This window comes from Marinobacter daqiaonensis, assembly GCF_900115285.1.
GTDB lineage: Bacteria > Pseudomonadota > Gammaproteobacteria > Pseudomonadales > Oleiphilaceae > Marinobacter > Marinobacter daqiaonensis.
Genome location: NZ_FOYW01000001.1, coordinates 1393802 through 1411222, shown reverse-complemented (window position 1 = coordinate 1411222; position 17421 = coordinate 1393802). Strand labels below are relative to the sequence as shown.

Annotated in this window: 20 protein-coding genes; 18 read left to right on the top strand and 2 right to left on the bottom strand. The window is 60.9% G+C overall.

Going from position 1 to position 17421, the window contains the following annotated elements:
- Positions 1-28: 28 nt before the first annotated feature.
- The 13 genes from urtC (at position 29) to BM346_RS06475 (ending at position 11720) form a co-directional block, all read left to right on the top strand.
- Entirely contained in the window at positions 29-1165 is a 1137-nt protein-coding gene (gene urtC, locus BM346_RS06535) for an urea ABC transporter permease subunit UrtC (protein ID WP_092009956.1), read from the top strand.
- A gap of 5 nt (positions 1166-1170) precedes the next feature.
- Complete coding sequence (gene urtD, locus BM346_RS06530; protein WP_227662929.1) at positions 1171-1986, top strand: urea ABC transporter ATP-binding protein UrtD; 816 nt, start codon at positions 1171-1173, stop codon at positions 1984-1986.
- Positions 1987-2685, top strand: a complete 699-nt coding sequence (gene urtE / locus BM346_RS06525; RefSeq protein WP_092009952.1) for an urea ABC transporter ATP-binding subunit UrtE — start codon at positions 1987-1989, stop codon at positions 2683-2685.
- The gene (locus BM346_RS06520; RefSeq protein WP_092009950.1) at positions 2682-3578 is read left to right on the top strand and encodes an urease accessory protein UreD; all 897 of its coding nucleotides are present in this window, start codon (positions 2682-2684) and stop codon (positions 3576-3578) included. Before urtE ends, BM346_RS06520 begins: the two co-directional genes overlap by 4 nt.
- A gap of 201 nt (positions 3579-3779) precedes the next feature.
- Positions 3780-4082: an urease subunit gamma gene (gene ureA / locus BM346_RS06515; protein ID WP_092009948.1), complete on the top strand. Its 303-nt coding sequence runs from the start codon at positions 3780-3782 to the stop codon at positions 4080-4082.
- A gap of 172 nt (positions 4083-4254) precedes the next feature.
- Entirely contained in the window at positions 4255-4560 is a 306-nt protein-coding gene (locus BM346_RS06510) for an urease subunit beta (protein WP_092009947.1), read from the top strand.
- 163 nt (positions 4561-4723) lie between these two features.
- Positions 4724-6427 (top strand): urease subunit alpha, encoded by a 1704-nt coding sequence (gene ureC / locus BM346_RS06505; RefSeq protein ID WP_092009946.1) that lies wholly within the window; start codon positions 4724-4726, stop codon positions 6425-6427.
- Positions 6428-6448: 21 nt separating this feature from the next.
- Complete coding sequence (gene ureE / locus BM346_RS06500) at positions 6449-7000, top strand: urease accessory protein UreE (protein ID WP_092009944.1); 552 nt, start codon at positions 6449-6451, stop codon at positions 6998-7000.
- Positions 6972-7679, top strand: a complete 708-nt coding sequence (locus tag BM346_RS06495; protein ID WP_406812883.1) for an urease accessory protein UreF — start codon at positions 6972-6974, stop codon at positions 7677-7679. Before ureE ends, BM346_RS06495 begins: the two co-directional genes overlap by 29 nt.
- Before the next feature lie 187 nt (positions 7680-7866).
- Positions 7867-8505 carry an urease accessory protein UreG gene (gene ureG, locus BM346_RS06490; protein WP_092009941.1) on the top strand — a complete coding sequence of 213 codons (639 nt, stop codon included), beginning with the start codon at positions 7867-7869 and terminating at the stop codon, positions 8503-8505.
- 36 nt (positions 8506-8541) lie between these two features.
- The gene (locus tag BM346_RS06485) at positions 8542-8727 is read left to right on the top strand and encodes a hypothetical protein (protein WP_092009939.1); all 186 of its coding nucleotides are present in this window, start codon (positions 8542-8544) and stop codon (positions 8725-8727) included.
- A gap of 540 nt (positions 8728-9267) precedes the next feature.
- Complete coding sequence (locus tag BM346_RS06480; RefSeq protein ID WP_092009937.1) at positions 9268-10995, top strand: mechanosensitive ion channel family protein; 1728 nt, start codon at positions 9268-9270, stop codon at positions 10993-10995.
- Positions 10996-11030: 35 nt separating this feature from the next.
- Positions 11031-11720: a glutathione S-transferase gene (locus BM346_RS06475; RefSeq protein ID WP_092009935.1), complete on the top strand. Its 690-nt coding sequence runs from the start codon at positions 11031-11033 to the stop codon at positions 11718-11720.
- A gap of 27 nt (positions 11721-11747) precedes the next feature.
- Here the strand turns inward: BM346_RS06475 and BM346_RS06470 are convergent, their stop codons facing one another.
- The gene (locus BM346_RS06470) at positions 11748-12380 is read right to left on the bottom strand and encodes a Rossmann-fold NAD(P)-binding domain-containing protein (RefSeq protein ID WP_092009934.1); all 633 of its coding nucleotides are present in this window, start codon (positions 12378-12380) and stop codon (positions 11748-11750) included.
- Between the two features lie 174 nt (positions 12381-12554).
- On the opposite strand from BM346_RS06470, the gene BM346_RS06465 reads away from it, so the two are divergent.
- The 3 genes from BM346_RS06465 to BM346_RS06455 all read left to right on the top strand — a co-directional run bounded on the left by BM346_RS06465 (position 12555) and on the right by BM346_RS06455 (position 14953).
- Positions 12555-13223: an HAD family hydrolase gene (locus tag BM346_RS06465; protein WP_092009932.1), complete on the top strand. Its 669-nt coding sequence runs from the start codon at positions 12555-12557 to the stop codon at positions 13221-13223.
- A 368-nt stretch (positions 13224-13591) separates the two neighbouring features.
- Positions 13592-14392, top strand: coding sequence for an SDR family oxidoreductase (locus BM346_RS06460; RefSeq protein ID WP_092009930.1), 801 nt, complete (start codon positions 13592-13594; stop codon positions 14390-14392).
- Between the two features lie 204 nt (positions 14393-14596).
- Positions 14597-14953 carry a thioredoxin family protein gene (locus tag BM346_RS06455; RefSeq protein ID WP_092009928.1) on the top strand — a complete coding sequence of 119 codons (357 nt, stop codon included), beginning with the start codon at positions 14597-14599 and terminating at the stop codon, positions 14951-14953.
- Between the two features lie 97 nt (positions 14954-15050).
- Here the strand turns inward: BM346_RS06455 and BM346_RS06450 are convergent, their stop codons facing one another.
- On the bottom strand, positions 15051-15494 hold the full coding sequence (locus tag BM346_RS06450) for a YHS domain-containing (seleno)protein (protein ID WP_092009926.1): 444 nt from the start codon (positions 15492-15494) through the stop codon (positions 15051-15053).
- A gap of 274 nt (positions 15495-15768) precedes the next feature.
- Here BM346_RS06450 and BM346_RS06445 point away from each other — a divergent pair, with 274 nt between their 5' ends.
- The gene (locus BM346_RS06445) at positions 15769-16113 is read left to right on the top strand and encodes a PBPRA1643 family SWIM/SEC-C metal-binding motif protein (protein ID WP_092009924.1); all 345 of its coding nucleotides are present in this window, start codon (positions 15769-15771) and stop codon (positions 16111-16113) included.
- Between the two features lie 53 nt (positions 16114-16166).
- Positions 16167-17012 carry a putative RNA methyltransferase gene (locus BM346_RS06440; protein ID WP_092009922.1) on the top strand — a complete coding sequence of 282 codons (846 nt, stop codon included), beginning with the start codon at positions 16167-16169 and terminating at the stop codon, positions 17010-17012.
- Positions 17013-17421 lie beyond the last annotated feature (409 nt).

Sequence of the window (17421 nt, the reverse complement as noted above, 5' to 3'; positions counted from 1 at the left end):
TCTGAAAAACCGATTGAAGGGATACGTTATGTGGCTTGCTAGACCCTTACAGGAGCGCTCGACCCAACTGTTCCTGGGTATCCTGTTCCTTGCACTGATCGCGGTAACGGCGCTGCACCTGGCGCTGCCGGAAGGGCACCCGCTGCATGTGTCCGCCTACACCGTCACCCTGCTGGGCAAGTACCTGTGCTACGCCCTGCTGGCGGTGGCCGTGGATCTGGTCTCGGGTTACCTGGGCATTCTCAGCCTGGGTCATGGCGCCTTCTTTGCCCTGGGCGGTTACGCCATGGGCATGTACCTGATGCGCCAGATCGGCGACCGGGGCACCTATGGTGACCCGGTGCTGCCGGACTTCATGGTGTTCCTGAACTGGCAGGAGCTGCCCTGGTACTGGTATGGCTTCGACATGGCCTGGTTCGCCTTCGCCATGGTACTGCTGGTGCCCGGTGCCCTGGCACTGGTGTTCGGCTGGCTGGCGTTCCGCTCCCGGGTGACCGGGGTCTACCTGTCCATCATCACCCAGGCGCTGACCTTCGCCCTGATGCTGGCCTTCTTCCGCAACGAGATGGGCTTTGGCGGCAACAACGGCCTTACCGATTTCCGGGAGATCCTCGGCTTCAACCTGCGCAGTGACGCCACCCGCCTGGGTCTGTTCATCGCCACCGGCATCGCCCTGGCCATTGGCTACGTGGTCTGCCGGGGCATCGTCACCAGCAAGCTGGGGCGGGTCAGCGTGGCCTGCCGCGATGCCGAGGCCCGTACGCGCTTCCTGGGCTACCGGGTGGAACGGGTGCAACTGTTCGTGTTCGTGGTGTCCGCCATGCTGGCGGGTGTGGCTGGTGCGCTCTACGTGCCCCAGGTGGGCATCATCAACCCCAGTGAGTTCTCCCCCATCTTCTCCATCGAGATCGTGGTGTGGGTGGCGCTGGGTGGCCGGGCGACCCTGTACGGCGCGGTGATCGGCGCGATTCTGGTGAACTACGCCAAAACCGTCTTCACCGGCGTGATGCCGGACGCCTGGCTGTTCGCCCTCGGTGCCCTGTTCGTGCTGGTCACCGTGTTCCTGCCCCAGGGCATCGCCGGCCTGCTCAGGAAGCGCCGTAAGACCACCGATGACGGCTCCGGGCCGTCCGATGCCCCAACCACTGCGGAGGCCACTGCATGAGCATCATGACCGAACTGGCCAACCGGGACCGGGTCTTCAACTTCCTGACCCCGACGGACTCCCCGGTGGACGTCCGCCACGGGCCCATTCTGTACCTGGAGGACGTCACCGTCAGCTTCGACGGCTTCAGGGCCATCAACGACCTGAACCTGACCATCGACGACGGCGAACTGCGCTGCATCATCGGGCCCAACGGCGCCGGCAAGACCACCATGATGGACATCATCACCGGCAAGACCGCACCGGACACCGGCTCCGTCTGGTTCGGCAGCCGCCACAACCTGCTCACCATGAGCGAGCCGGAGATTGCCAGCCTGGGCATCGGTCGCAAGTTCCAGAAGCCCTCGGTATTCGAGGCCCTGACCGTCTTCGAGAACCTGGAACTGGCCATGGCCACCGACAAGCGGGTGTTTCCCACCCTGACCGCCACCATGAAGCCGGAATACCGGGACCGCATCGGCGAGGTACTGGAAACCATCGGCCTCAAGGACCTGATGCACCGCCCCGCCGGCATCCTTTCCCACGGCCAGAAGCAGTGGCTGGAGATCGGCATGCTGCTGATGCAGCGGCCCCGTCTGCTGCTGGTGGATGAGCCGGTGGCCGGCATGACCGAGCAGGAGATGGAGCGCACCGCCGAGCTGCTCACCAGCCTGGCGGGCAAGCAGTCCGTGGTGGTGGTGGAACACGACATGGGCTTCGTCCGTTCCATCGCCCGCAAGGTGACGGTACTGCACCAGGGCAGCGTGCTGGCGGAAGGCACCATGGACCAGGTCTCCAACGACCCGGAAGTCATCAAGGTCTACCTGGGGGAGGAAGCCTGAATGCTGCAGATCGAAAAGCTCAACCAGTACTATGGCGAGAGCCACACCCTGTGGGACCTGGACCTGGACGTACCCCAGGGCCAGTGCACCTGCGTGATGGGCCGTAACGGCGTGGGCAAGACCACCCTCATGAAATGCATCATGGGCGAGGAAAAGGTCGCCGATGGCTCCATCCGATTCGCCGGCGACGTGGAACTCACCAAGCAGCCCCTGGAACAACGTGCCCGCCTGGGCATCGGCTACGTGCCCCAGGGCCGGCAGATCTTTCCGCTGCTCACCGTGGAGGAAAACCTGCGCACCGGTCTCGCATCCCGGGGCGATGGCCTGAAAACCATCCCCGAGCGCATCTACGAACTGTTCCCGGTGCTCAAGGAAATGAAGAACCGCCGCGGTGGCGACCTCTCCGGTGGCCAGCAGCAACAGCTCGCCATTGGCCGTGCGCTGGTGCTGGAACCCCGGCTGCTGATCCTGGACGAGCCGGGGGAGGGCATCCAGCCCAACATCGTCACCCAGATCGGCGAAGTCATCCGCCGGCTGATCGCCGAAGACGGCCTGACGGTGCTGCTGGTGGAGCAGAAACTGCCCTTCGCCCGCAAATTCGCCGACCGCTTCGCCATCATCGACCGGGGCCGCCGCATGGCCGAAGGCGAGATCAGCGAGCTGTCCGACCAACTCATCCGGCAGTACCTGACGGTATGACCATCTATCAGCCGCTACCGCAAGTGGCCGACTCCGGCCACCGCTTCGACCAGAACCGCCACTGGGCTGCCAGCCTGGACCTGGCCTTCGAAGGCCGCCAGCAGGATGGCCGACCGGTCACACGTCTGACCAGGGCACGGCACAGTGGACCATTGCGGGTGCAAAGGCCCTTCTATCCGGAGGGCCGGCACGGCTGCTGCCACGTCTACCTGTTGCACCCGCCGGGTGGACTGGTCAGCGGCGACGCCCTGGCCATCAGCGCGGAGGTCGGTCCCGGCGCCCACGCCCTGCTCACCACGCCAGCGGCGGCAAAGCTCTACAAAGCCGACAGCCACGGTGTCGCCTGGGCCCAGCACACAAAGCTGAGGGTGGAAGACGGTGGCACCCTGGAATACCTCCCCCAGGAAACCCTCGCCTTCGACGGCTCCCGGGGACAGCAGACCACAACCATCGAACTGGGCAGCCACGCCCGCACCATCAGCTGGGAAATCCTCGCCCTTGGCCGCCCCGCCAGCGAACTGCCGTTCGCCACCGGCCACCTGGAACAGGGCTTCCGCCTGACCCGCAACGGCCAGCCCGTGTGGCAGGAAAAACAGATCCTCGATCCCGGACACCGCCGCTTCCGCGGCAAATGGGGGCAGGGCGGCAACACCGTCCAGGCCACCCTCTGGACCGTCGGCCTGGAAGACGAAGCGGACGCCATCGAACAACTGAGAGCGGACCTCCCGGACAACCCCCGCTGGGCCGTCACCCGCCGGGGCGGCGTTATCCTGCTGCGCTACCTGGGCAACGAACGCAACGAAGCCTGGGCCATCTGCCAGCAGGCCTGGGAAATCCTCAGACCAGGACTGACCGGCCAGCCAGCCCACGTACCAAGAATCTGGCTGACATGAGCAAAACCGGTAGGAGCCGGCCTGCCGGCGAAGAAGGCAGGCACCGGAGTCCAGGTCCTCGCTTGCAGGCAAGCTCCTACAGAAACCTGGCGGGCCCGGGGAGTCCCTGTAGGAGCCAGCCTGCTGGCGAAGAAGGCACCACCAGAACCACAGGCCCGGGCACCAGACCCGACCAGTAACGAACACACAGAAGGAAGGCCAATGGAACTCACACCTAGAGACAAAGACAAGCTACTGCTGTTCACCGCCGCCCTGCTGGCGGAACGGCGAAAAGCCAAGGGCCTGAAACTCAACTATCCGGAAGCCGTCGCCCTGATCAGCGCCGAAATCATGGAAGGTGCCCGGGAAGGCCGCACCGTCGCCGACATGATGAGCGCCGGCCGAGAAATTCTCACCCGGGATGACGTCATGGAAGGCGTGGCGGAAATGGTGGACGAAGTACAGGTGGAAGCGACATTCCCGGACGGCACGAAGCTAGTCACGGTCCACAACCCAATCGTGTGAAAGACCTATGAGAAGCTACCTGCGTTGCCGCTGCGGCGTTAAAAGAAACCTCAAAATGCTCATTTATTCATACATAAACTGCGCTTTTTTCGGTTTCTTTTGCCCGGGCGGCGTTCCGCTTGCATCGGCTGCCTCGCCAACGCTTCTCAAAGGCCTTTCAAGGAGGCTATTTATGATACCCGGCGAATACCAGCTCAAAGACGGCGACATCGAACTCTGCGAAGGCCGCGAACGCATCACGGTAGAAGTCGCCAACACCGGCGACCGCCCGATCCAGATCGGCTCCCACTACCACTTCGCGGAAGCCAACCCGGCCCTCCGGTTCGACCGCAAAAAGGCGCGAGGCTATCGACTCGACGTCGCCGCAGGCACCGCCATCCGGTTTGAACCCGGCCAGACGAGGGAAGTCACGCTAATCCCGTACTCCGGCGGAAGAGAAATTTACGGCTTTAGAGCTGAAGTAATGGGAAAGCTGTGAGGCCAGCAACTAAGACCGGGGGAGACGGTCGGGTAAGGCTTTCCGGGACCGTAAAAAACAGGGATGTTTTTTCCGAGCCTACATGGACGTATTCACGGCGTGTCCCGGAAAGCCTTACCCGGCCGGCTCCCTTTCCCCGGAATCCAGAACGTGAGGCATTAACATGAAAATCAGCAGACAGGCCTACGCCGACATGTACGGCCCCACCACCGGGGACCGCGTCCGCCTGGGCGATACCGAACTGTGGATCGAAGTGGAAAGCGACGCCACCCACTACGGCGATGAAGTCAAATTCGGCGGCGGCAAAGTCATCCGCGACGGCATGGGCCAGAGCCAAAGGGCCGATGACACCGTCATGGACACCGTCATCACCAACGCCCTGATCCTTGATTGGTGGGGCATAGTCAAGGCCGACGTCGGCCTCCAGCGCGGCCGAATCGCCGCCATCGGCAAAGCCGGCAACCCAGACACCCAGCCGGATGTCGACATCGTCATCGGCCCCGGCACTGAAATCATCGCCGGCGAAGGCAAAATCCTCACCGCCGGCGCCCTCGACGCCCACATCCACTTCATCTGCCCCCAGCTGGTGGAAGAAGCCCTCATGAGCGGCATCACCACCATGCTAGGCGGCGGAACCGGCCCGGCTACAGGCTCCAACGCCACCACCTGCACACCGGGCCCCTGGCACATCGGCAAAATGCTCCAGGCCGTGGACGACATGCCCATGAACATCGGCTTCCTCGGCAAGGGCAACGCCAGCCTGCCGGAAGCCCTGGAACTGCAGCTCAAATACGGCGCCATGGGCCTCAAACTCCACGAAGACTGGGGCACCACCCCGGCCTCCATCGACAACTGCCTGACCGTGGCGGACAAGTACGACGTCCAGATCGCCATCCACACCGACACCCTCAACGAGTCCGGCTTCGTGGAAGACACCCTGGCCGCCTTCAAGGAACGGTGCATCCACACCTACCACACCGAAGGCGCCGGCGGTGGCCACGCACCGGACATCATCACCGCCTGCTCCAAGGACTATGTACTGCCGTCGTCAACGAACCCGACGCGGCCCTATACCGTCAACACCATCGACGAGCACCTGGACATGCTCATGGTCTGCCACCACCTGGACCCCAACATCCCGGAAGACGTGGCCTTCGCCGACTCCCGCATCCGCCGGGAGACCATCGCCGCCGAGGACATCCTCCAGGACATGGGCGTTATCTCCATGATCGCCTCCGACTCCCAGGCCATGGGCCGGGTGGGCGAAGTCATCTGCCGCACCTGGCAGACCGCCCATAAAATGAAAGTGCAGCGCGGCCTGCTGCCGGAAGACGAAGAGCGGGGCGCCGACAATTACCGCGCCAGACGCTACATCGCCAAGTACACCATCAACCCCGCCATCACCCACGGCATTGCCCACGACGTCGGCTCCGTGGAAGTGGGCAAAATGGCCGACCTGGTGCTGTGGGACCCGGCCTTTTTCGGCGTCAAACCCGCCATGATCATCAAGGGCGGCATGATAGCCGCCGCCCCCATGGGTGACCCGAACGCATCGATCCCCACGCCGCAACCGGTGCACTATCGCTACATGTTCGGCGCCCTGGGCCGGGCCGCCAGCGCCACCCGGGTCAGCTTCGTCAGCCAGGCCGCCTATGATGCCGGCATCGGCAAGGAACTGGGCCTGCACAGCCCACTGTCCGCCTGCAGGAACGTGCGCGGCGTCCGCAAGAGCGACATGAAACTCAACGACGCCTGCCCCCACATCACCGTGGACCCGCAGACCTACGAAGTGCATGCCGACGGCGAACTGCTCACCTGCGAACCGGCCACCGAACTGCCCCTGGCCCAGCGCTACCACCTGTTCTGAGGAAGTGAGGAAGAGAGAACCATGCTGGAACTGACACAACGCATCGAACCCACGGAGCAGGCAGAAATCCACGACACCCTGACCCTGCCCCTGGAACTGCGCATCCGCGGCCGCCTGCGGGCCACCACCGACACCGGCCACGACGTCGGCCTGTTCCTCGACCGCGGCCCGGTCCTGCGCAGCGGCGACTGCCTGCAGGCCAACACCGGCGAAATCATCCGCGTAAAAGCAGCGGACGAGCCGGTAGTAACCGCTCACATCGAGACAGGATTGCCCCTGGCAAAACTCTGCTACCACCTGGGCAACCGCCACGTGCAGCTGTCCATCGGCGTTGAGGGCGCCAGCAAAGGCTGGGTCCGTTTCCCGCCGGACCACGTGCTGGAAGAACTGGCCGAACGCCTGGGCGCCACGCTGGAACACCACGAAGCCCCCTTCGACCCCGAACCCGGCGCCTACGACAAGGCGGGCCGGGAGAGCGGCCACAACCACGGCCATTCCCACGGGCACTCTAGTCACAGCCACGGGCACTCCCATAGCCATAGCCATGAGCCGGGTGAAGAACATGCCCACTGACACCAGCCACCAGTCCGACCTGGCACTGCTGGGCCTGATGCAACTGGTCAGCCCGGCATTACCCATCGGCGCCTTCGCCTGGTCCCAGGGCCTGGAGAGCGCCTTCGAACTGGGCTGGGTCAACAACGAGGCTGAGCTGGGCGAATGGCTCGAAGGCGTACTGGACGACGGCCTAAGCCGCTGCGAACTGCCGCTACTTATCCGGCTACAGGCCGCCTGGGCGGAAGGGGACGCAGGCGCAGTAGCCCACTGGAACCAGTGGCTCCACGCCACCCGGGAAACCGCCGAACTGGTGGACGAAGACACCCGCCTGGGCGCCGCGCTCCTGACACTATTGAAAAGCCTGGACCTGGCCACGGCACCAGACACACTGCCGGCCACCCCGGGCTACGTCACCCTCTTCGCCTGGGCCGGCCACAAGCGGCAGGTCCCGGTTCGCCAGACAATGCTCGGCTTCGCCTGGTCCTGGCTGGAAAACCAGCTGGCGGTCGCTTGTAAAGCACTACCCCTGGGCCACACGGCAGCCCAACGGTTAACAGAACGGTTACGGCCTCAGTTGGTGGTGGCTGTAGACGAGGCACTGGCACGAACCGACGAAGAACTCGGACCAATTTTACCGGGCCTGGCCCTGGCCAGCGCCCTGCATGAAACACAGTATTCGCGGCTTTTCAGGAGTTAAGCCCTAGAGGGCCGCACTGGGGATGAAAGGAGGCGGTCGGGTAGGTCTTTCCGGAACCGTAAAAAACAGGGATGTTTTTTTCGAGCCTACAGGGACGTATTCACGGCGTGTCCCGGAAGGACCTACCCGATCGACTCCGCCCCCGAAGCTCGAACAACGATCACCATAATTATTGGGAGCAACAACCATGAAACACTGTTTGAGAGTAGGAGTAGGAGGCCCAGTAGGCTCCGGCAAAACCGCATTGCTGCGCCAACTGTGCCTGGCCCTGCGAGACCACTACAACATCGCAGTAGTCACCAACGACATCTACACCAGAGAAGACGCCGACTTCCTCCTCAAACACGAGGCCCTGCCGGCAGACCGAATCCTCGGCGTAGAAACCGGCGGCTGCCCCCACACCGCCATCCGTGAGGACGCCTCCATGAACCTGGCTGCCATCGACGACCTCCAGAGCCGCCACCCGGACCTGGAACTGGTACTGGTGGAATCCGGCGGCGACAACCTGAGCGCCACCTTCAGCCCTGAACTCAGCGATCTGACCCTCTACGTCATCGACGTCTCCGCCGGCGACAAGATCCCCCGCAAAGGCGGCCCCGGCATCACCAAATCCGACATGCTCATCATCAACAAGATCGACATCGCCGAACAGGTGCACGCCTCCCTGGAAGTCATGGACCGGGACAGCAAGAAAATGCGCGGTGAGCGCCCCTTCGTCTTCACCAATCTGTACGACGGGGTAGGGCTGGAGACGATCATCAGCTTCATTCTGGACCGGGGCATGCTGCCCGAGCGGCGTCCGGAAAAGCTGACCGCCTCCGCGTAAGCCGGGATACGAATTCAGATAACCAGGAGTAACACCATGACACTGACATCCAAGTTATTTACCACTGCCGCCCTGCTGGCCGCCTCCGGCGTTGCCCCGGGTCATCCCGGCCACGAAGCCATTGGCGATGGGCTGCATGTTGAGTATCTGTTTGCCGCCGGCGCTGTCGTTGTTGCAGCCGTGTACGGCTTGGTTCTCTATAAGCGGAATCGGGACGAATAAGGCTGGGCTCAGCTCAGCCTGTTTCGTTTAAAACTGTTTTGACGGTTTTGCCCGTCCTGGCTCCGGCTGGGGCGGGTTTTTTTGTTGGCCCGTTGCTCGCAGGCTGGCAGCTCCGGTCGTAGAGCAGGGCGTTTGTCGAGTCACATTGGTTGAGTGCAGTACGAGCGTCAGAGGAGGTACTGGAGAGCAGTATATCTGGCATAATAAATTCCTTTTCGTGGGCTTAACCGGCGAGACTCACTTCTCGGGTCGAGCGTGACTTCATCCTTGGAGTTCACTTTCAGAGTTCGGAATGTAGCACTTAGCAAAAATCTATCCAACTAGGCATTCTGGACAGGTATAGGCAAAAAAGCCCCCACTATTTGAGCCGTTTCCGCCTGCGAGGAGGGGGGCAAAGGCGGGCCCCTGATCCACGCACCCTTGCGAAGTAAACATACTCACCCTTGGCTGTGTGCCTCCCGGCCTCCTATGCTTTACCTGTAAAAACGACGGCTTCACCGATGTGAAGAGCGTGGTGTTGCAGATGTCAGGGAGGCACGAATGACAAAACACACGACAAGGGGGTTGTGGGCAATTCTCCTGCTGTTTTCCAGTCTGTGCATGGCGCAGACCTCGGGAGAGTCGGAAGACAAAGAGATGCGATGGTTTTCCATCGATTCCCTGAACACCGGGCTCGGTACGCCCCCCGAGGCGGTCAGTCGAAAGACGCCACGGGATTCGGTCCGTAGTTTTCTCGAGCTTACCAAGCAGCGGAAGTTCTCGGCAGCGGCCCATCTTCTCAATCTTTCCGAGCTGAGCGATGCAGAACAGCGTGAGAAGGGGGCTGAGTTAGCCAGGCAGTTGGCCGCGGTGCTCAGGCGTGGCGAGTGGATGGATATCTCCGACCTGCCGGCACGACAGGATGCCGTGATTGAAGATCCGTCGGGGCAGAATCCCCAGGCAGGGCGGCCAAGACGCAACCTCCGGATCGCATCCCTGGAGGCCGAAGGTCGAGCCTATGCTATTCGTCTGGCCCGTTATCGTGTGAGCGATGAGGATCCCGTCTGGTTGTTCACGCCGGACAGTCTGACTCCAGCTCCTCTGCTCTACGAAAAATACGGGCCCTCCTGGCTGGAAGAGCGTCTACCGCAAAGTCTCAAATCAAACTTCGGCATGCTCCAGATCTGGGAGTGGATCGCCATTCCTGTTTTCCTGCTGGGGACGGGCCTGGTGGGTTGGCTCGTCTATGGTCTGGTCGGGCTGGTGGCACGCTGGTTACCTTCCGGCTCTCCCAGCATCTTCGCCTCCGAGATTAAATTGCCATTGGCCCTGGCGCTCATGACGGTTGTGGCCCAGATTCTGCTCAATTACGTGGTCTCCTTCTCGGCTGTGGCGACGACGTCTTTCCGCATATTGCTGATCACCGGCATGGCCTGGAGCGTTGGACTGATCGCGCTGCGTTTTGTGGACGTCATCTTGCTGAAGGTGAAGCGACGTCTCGTGGGCGAAATCGATGACACCAAACCCCGGGATGAACGCCAGCTCCTGACGACGCTGCAGGCGTTGCGTCGGGGCATCATTCTGGTGACGGTTGTCGCGGTCGGCATTTACATACTCTCGCAGATCCAGCTCTTCGAGACGCTGGGCCTGACTCTGCTGGCGTCGGCCAGTGTTCTCACCGTCCTGCTGGGTATCGCCGGTCAGGCTGTGCTGGGCAATATCTTCTCCTCATTTCAGGTATCGCTCGCCAAGCCCATACGCATCGGTGACCTGATCATCTTCGAGGATCAATGGTGTTACGTGGACGGCATCTTTTATACGTTCATTCGTTTGAGAACCTGGGATGAACGCCGTCTCGTCGTACCCGTCCAGTACTTCACCTCCAAACCCTTCGAGAATCTGTCGGTCCAGACTGCCAAGATGTACAGAATGATAGAGCTGGCGCTTCACCTGAATGCGGATATCCAATGCCTGAGGGAGAAGTTCATAGAGTTCGCCGAGGCAGAGGAAAACGTCATCGAGCACCACAAGCTCTGCTGCTACGTCACCGCGCAGACCGCTGCGGCCCAGACGATGTCTTTCTACCTCATGACCTCCGAACCCTTTGCCGGCTGGGAAGCAGAAATGAATGTCCGTGAAAAGCTGTTGGGATTCATCCGCGACAACCACCCCGAATGGTGGCCGAGGGAGGTGGTGGTCACCAGCCAGCACGACATCACAGGTGGTGAAAGGCCAACAACCGGTCCAGCGACCGCAGCGGCCGAGTCTGGTGCAGGAGACTCTACGTGACCCACAAACTCACCCGTCAGTAGGGGAGAACCACAATGCAGGACTACGAACTCTATTACTGGGGCCTGCCCTTTCGAGGGAATTTTATCCAGCTTTTTCTGGAGGAGGTCCGGGCGGATTACCGAAAGCTGGATGCCAGCGAGCTCTACCCTGGCAGGAACCTGAACATTCAGTACCCGGGCATGGCACCGCCGTATCTTTACGACTGCAGGGCCCAGGTCTGGTTCGCACAGATGTCGGCGATTCTCATGCATCTGGCGAAGGCCTGCCATTTTCTTCCCGACGAGCCCGAGCAACACACTCTGGCCCTGAAGGTGGTGCTGGACTGCCATGATATTCTCATGGAAATCACCAACTACAATGGCACCGTGATGTGGGATCAGGATTCATGGACCGAATTCCGGACTCATCGCCTGGCCGACTGGATGGCGATTTTCGAAAAGACCGGCCGGGCGCATCGCCTCAAACCGGACGCGGGCTATCTGCTGGGCTCCAGCCTTACGGCGGCCGATATCGCGACTACCGCGTTGTTTGGCACACTGGTCCACAGCTTTCCGGAACTCGCCGCGGACCTGGAACACAACGCTCCCCGAGTCGCGAGTCTTTGCCGGAGAGTGGAAGATCGTCCGTCGATCAGGCTCTTTCTTGACAATCAGCGAAGGGAGTTGGGCAAGGCCTACTGTGGTGGTCAGATTGAGCAGTCCTTGCGGGACGTCATAGGGTAGAAAGAGCATCATCAAGTGTTGCGGAGCCTAGTCGTGCCTCATCTGTTCGGATTCCAAAGTGATCACGCCGGGCCTGCCCGTCACCTCCCGTAAGAGGGTGGCCGCAATGGTATCGGCGCTAACGGGGCGATAACGTTTCGGGATAATGGGTGCCAGCAGACGGCCGGCCATCAGGCCCAGTTTCTCGGCTGGCCTGGTTTCCTCCCGTTCGGCGTCAATCAGCGACGGTCTTGCCAGTACTACTCGCTCAAAGCCCATCCGGGCTACAGCGGATTCCACCTCTCCCTTGGTCCGCAAATAAAAGCTCCGGCTTTGCGGGTTGGCCCCGAGGGCCGAGTTCAGGACAAATACGCTGGCGCCTGCCCCTCGGGCCTGCTCTGCACAGGCAAGCACCAGGTCGTGATCAACCCGGTAGAAGGCCTGCTTTGAGCCGGCCTGTTTGAGGGTTGTGCCAAGGCAGCAGATAACGGCATCCACCGCCCACCAGTCGGTCTCCGGCAACGGCAAATCAAAGGGAATGATCGGGTTATGGGCCTTTCCGGGCGACCCTAGAGGCCGACGGGTGGGAACGAAGATGGTTTCAAACCTGTCATCCCTCTGGGCCTGTGCCAAAACCTGGCTGCCCACGGCACCTGTTGCTCCAAGAATCATCAGCTTCATCGGAACCTCCTGTTGACCGCCATTAAAGACCGAAAACCGGGACGGATCTATTCGTCACCTTTAGAAATATACATCTGCCCCGGCTCTGGTACTGGATATTCCACGAATCAGCACGCAGCAATGACCTGAACTATACTTCCAGTGAACCGACACCGGTATAGGGAGGCTCTCGAAATGGCTGTCCGACCGAACGTAGTTTTATTTGATGTCCTTGAGACATTGATCAATCTGGATCCGCTGGCGGCTCGGCTGGAAGAGGTTGGCCAGCCCGCGACTGTTCTACAGCCCTGGTTTCTGCGCTTTCAACGGGATGCCATGGCCCTGACCCTTGCCGGTGAAACGGCACCCTTCGACGCTGTAGCACGGGAATCACTCCGCACGGAAACGAAACATACTCTCAGTGAAGGTGATATTGAGTATGTGGTGGAAGGGTTCTCCACGCTGCCTGCCTTCGACGATGCCGCGCCGGCCATGAAGAAAATTTCTCAGGCCGGCGCATCCGTTGGATGCCTTACCGTCAACAGTCCCGACAAGACACGCCGCTTCCTCGAGGGTGCAGGGCTTGCCGGGTTGGTTGATCACGTAGTCACCTCCCAGGAGGCGGGCGTCTGGAAGCCTCACCCGGAAATCTACCGTTTCGCGGCAAAACGTTTGGGTACGCCGATCGATCGCCTGGCGCTGGTGGCCGTGCATGCGTGGGACTGCCATGGTGCGAAACGGGCTGGTGCACTTACGGGCTGGTGTTCGCGACTTGAGTACGAGCCTGGCGATGTCTTTCTGGCCCCCGACGTCACTGGCGATACTCTTGTTGAGGTGGCAGACAAACTGATGTCGCTACACTGAAAGCTGGTCACTCCGGCAACCTTCGAAATCCGGGACAAAAAACAGGTCTGTCCCGGTTTTTACGGTTTCCATACCGACCAGGGCGATGGCTAAAGCACAAAAACCGCTATAAACCCCCGCGATAGTACCGGCGCTAACCGGGCGATAACGTTTCGCAGGAGTCGGGAGAGGCATTGCCAACTGCGACAATATCGATTAAATCGTGAGCTACACTCTTCTGGTTTTGCTAAGCTTCCTGAAATCAGCCAGGCAGGTCGAATCCTCGGGTTTGGCAATGCCGTCAGGCGCCCCTGGCCACGATGACCTGAGAAGACGGCTGCTTGCAGCAACCGCTCGAGTCGAAAGAACTGTATTACGAGGGATCGGACATGTACAAAGATGACACTCTAAGTGGCAAAGTGGCGTTCATTGCAGGCGGCACCAGCGGCATCAACCTGGGAATTGCCAAGGGCCTTGCAAAAGTCGGCGCGAAAGTCGCGGTGCTCGGCCGGGACTCAGCGAAGGCTGAAGCTGCCGCCAAAGAAATAAGTGACGAAACGGGCTCGAAAGCCCTGGCCTTCTCCGCTGACGTGCGTGACCCGGAGCAGGTCGAGCAGGCCCTCGCCGATGCCGTCAAGGAACTGGGTCAGCTGGATATACTGATCTCGGGTGCAGCGGGAAATTTCCCCGCGCCGGCGATAGGAATTTCTCCGAAAGGGTTTAAAAGTGTGGTGGACATCGACCTCCTCGGCACTTACAACGTATTTCACCTCGGCTTTAAACACTGCAACAAGGGCGCCTCACTGATCGCGATTACCGCGCCTCAGGCGGTAAATCCAATGGCCTTTCAGGCCCACGTGTGTGCCGCCAAAGCAGGCATCAATATGTTGATAAAATGCCTGGCTCTTGAGTGGGGGCCGGCAGGTATCCGAGTCAACGGCATTTCCCCGGGCCCTATCGATGAGACGGAAGGGCTGGACCGTCTGGCCCCGAAAGGCCCAGCTCGGGAGCGCATGATTCAGCAAATCGCTGCGCGCCGGGTTGGCGAGAAGAAGGACATTGCCGATGCGGCGATCTATTTATGCTCGGATCTTGGCGCCTATGTGAATGGGACCATCCTGACGGTGGACGGTGGCACTGAACTGGGCGATGCCAGCGCAGACTGCTTGAGTCTTCCGGAGAGAAAGTAAAAAGATTTACTCCTGCTAACGGGATTGTCACCGGCTGGCGTTTGCTGAAAACCGGGGCAGATTGATTTCCCTCATCGCAGATAAATCTCCCGGTTTTGGAAAAGGTTACGGAAAGCCGTTGACGCTGAGCTGATGGACAGGGACGCGGCATTTTTCTACTTGCGGTTTGGGAATAGAGCGGCGGATGTTTCGCTATGAGGCTGGATGAAAAACATAACCTCTGAAGAAAGCCTGACGGAGTTGCTACAAACCGAGGCCGCCGTGCTGTTGTTTTTCGGCGGCCGGCACTGTGGCGTTTGCCAGGCTGTCAAACCCCAGCTCGAAACGTTGGCCACCGGTGAGTTTCCAGGGCTGGTCACTGCCTATATCGACTGCCAGGAAACCGCTGGCGTCCTGTGCGCCTGCCGGGGCATCTTCTCGTTGCCGGTAGTACAGCTCTGGTTCGAGGGGCAGCGGTTCGCAGAGTTTGTCCGGGTGTTCTCCCTTGGCGAGATACGAGGCGCGGTGGAGCGACCTTACCGTGCGCTATTTGAGGCGGGTCGTGCGACCGCGCAGGAGTAAGGGTTCGGCAACCGGCCCTGAGCAACTCCGGACTTCAGATCCTCTTTTCCGGCATCAGGGCCTTAACGACAGGAGATATTCCTGATCGTTGCCGGCCTCACTCCAGCACGGTCGGCCAGTTCGCATCTGCCTGGCGAATAAAGCCTTCAGGGTCTTTCAGCCACTTTTGCTGTACTGCCTCGTCGTAGTTCAGGAAAAGCCGTCCGTCTCTGATGGCCCAGTGTTTCGGATCGCCTTTGGCCAGGTAGCCCTGGCTTACCGCCCAGGCACAATAACCTCCGTAAGCCGGAGCGTAGCGTGTCGGATCTGCCTCGAATCTTGCCAGGTTATCGGCATTGGCGAAGCGCCAGGTTGCGCCCTTGTACTCCGTCGTGTGTCGGGCAGAGCCTTTCACCGGAGCGTCGGATTCGAAGTAGCTCACGGTGTCGTATCCTCCGGCACCGGTATTGCTCAGCAGACTGGTATACACGGGCGGTTCTCCCGCCAATGCATTGCCAACAAAAAGCAGTGTTATCGTGATGAATGTGAGAAGTCGGTCCATGGCACCTTCCTTTTCGGGTAACAGGCTAACTCTGAGACACTGAACACTCGTATTTGTTACGGATGGCATCGATCCGGATCTGGCAACCATTACGAAGGGGATTGCGACAGGTAGCCCAGGGAAAGAAGGGGCTGGTTTTTGGCGGAACTGGCCTTCCGCCTGGCTTTTCCGTTTCTCCCTATATCGCCGATCCCCGAAGCATGCTAAAACGTCGCCGCCCAGTGGGCCGCAGTCGAGCCGCCCCCGGTATTCTTTCGTTCATCAGGATGTCAGCATGTCAGACAAGTTTTTCTACAAGGGCCGGCAGGACGCGCGCCAGCACCACACCGCTTACGGCGGCTTCGACACCCGGGCCAGCAAGAAGGCGGGCAGCAGGAAATACCCGCTGACGCTGGTGGTCACTAGCGAGGCGCGCAAGCAGGAACTTGAAGCCCAGGTGACCAGGGCCAGGCTGCATGCGAACATCACGGTGGATACCCGCGACGGGGCGGTGGAGTCCATCAGCGAGTTGACTGCACTCTCGGGCAAAGGGGCGACGGTGACCACCTCAAAAGCGCCTTCCCGTAATGACCCCTGCACCTGTGGCAGTGGCCTGAAGTTCAAGAAGTGCTGCGGCTGAAACTCCTTGAGGGAACGGTCGCTTTCGATTTCCCTGAGCTGTAGAAGACGTAAATGGCTATCCACCCTTTCGACCGCCTTCGCTGTCCCCTCGACAACCATCCGTTGCGCCAGGAGCAGGGCTCCTGGCGGTGTAGCGACGGCCATAGCTTCGACATTGCCCGTCAGGGTTATGTCCATCTGTTACCGGTTCAGAAAAAGCGCTCCCGGGATCCCGGCGATAGCAAGGACATGGTGGCGGCCCGCCGGCGATTTCTCAATGCAGGGTATTATCGGCCCATTGCCCTTGCGGTGACGAAGGCTGTACTGGCTGATGCGCGAGGGGGAGATGCCCTCAGCTGCCTGGACGCGGGTTGTGGCGAAGGCTATTACCTGCGGGAGCTGGCCGATGCGGCCGCCAAGGGGCCCGACCTGTCACTGCTGGGGCTCGATATTTCCAAATGGGCGGTGCAGGCGGCCGCCGGTCAGGACAAGCGGCCCAGCTGGGTGGTGGGAAGTAACGCCAACCTGCCGGTGGAAAGTGGCTCCCTGGACCGGCTGCTCTGCCTGTTCGGGTTCCCGGTGTATCCTGAGTTTGCCCGGGTCCTGAAACCGGGCGGGCAGCTACTGCGGGTGGGCGCGGGGCCGGAGCACCTGCGGCAGTTGCGGGAGATCGTCTACCCCGAGCTGAAACCGGAACGTCAGCAACGATCGGAGGCGCCGGAAGGATTCCGGGAGCTGGCGACCGAAGCGGTCGATTTTCCGCTGGTGCTAGACGACAGTGGCGCCATTGCCGACCTGCTGGCAATGACGCCCCACCTCTATCGCGCAAATGCCGAGGGTCGTGCCCGGGCCGCGGCCCTGACCGAACTGACCTTGACTGTGGCGGTACAGGTGACCCGACTGGAGCGGGTTCGATGACCAGGGAAGCCTCCCGGGTAGCGGTGAGCTTCTTCTCCGTAAAAGCCAATCCCGTTGTTCTGCCAGCGGATACCATTGAACACATCATGCGCCAGTCATTATGATCAAGCCCAGTTGTTACAGCTGCCGGAAAAGGTTTGAGCCCTCTGCACTCAGGGTTTCGTACTCAAGAAACTACTGTGAGCGCTGTGGGACAGGTTTGTTTGATGAGGATTACTTCCGTTTTCCTGAAACGCCCGCTCCAACGTCCCGGAAAAGCCTGATGGTCCATGTCCTGGTAATGCTTGTTGCGCTTGCTGCCGTCTGGTTCTGGTTAAGCTGAGTATGTGCCAGCGCTCCTGTCTCCATCCGCTCCCGGTGACGTTTCGGCAGAACCAGGGCCAGTCGCGCCGGGTTCGCCCGTTCCTGT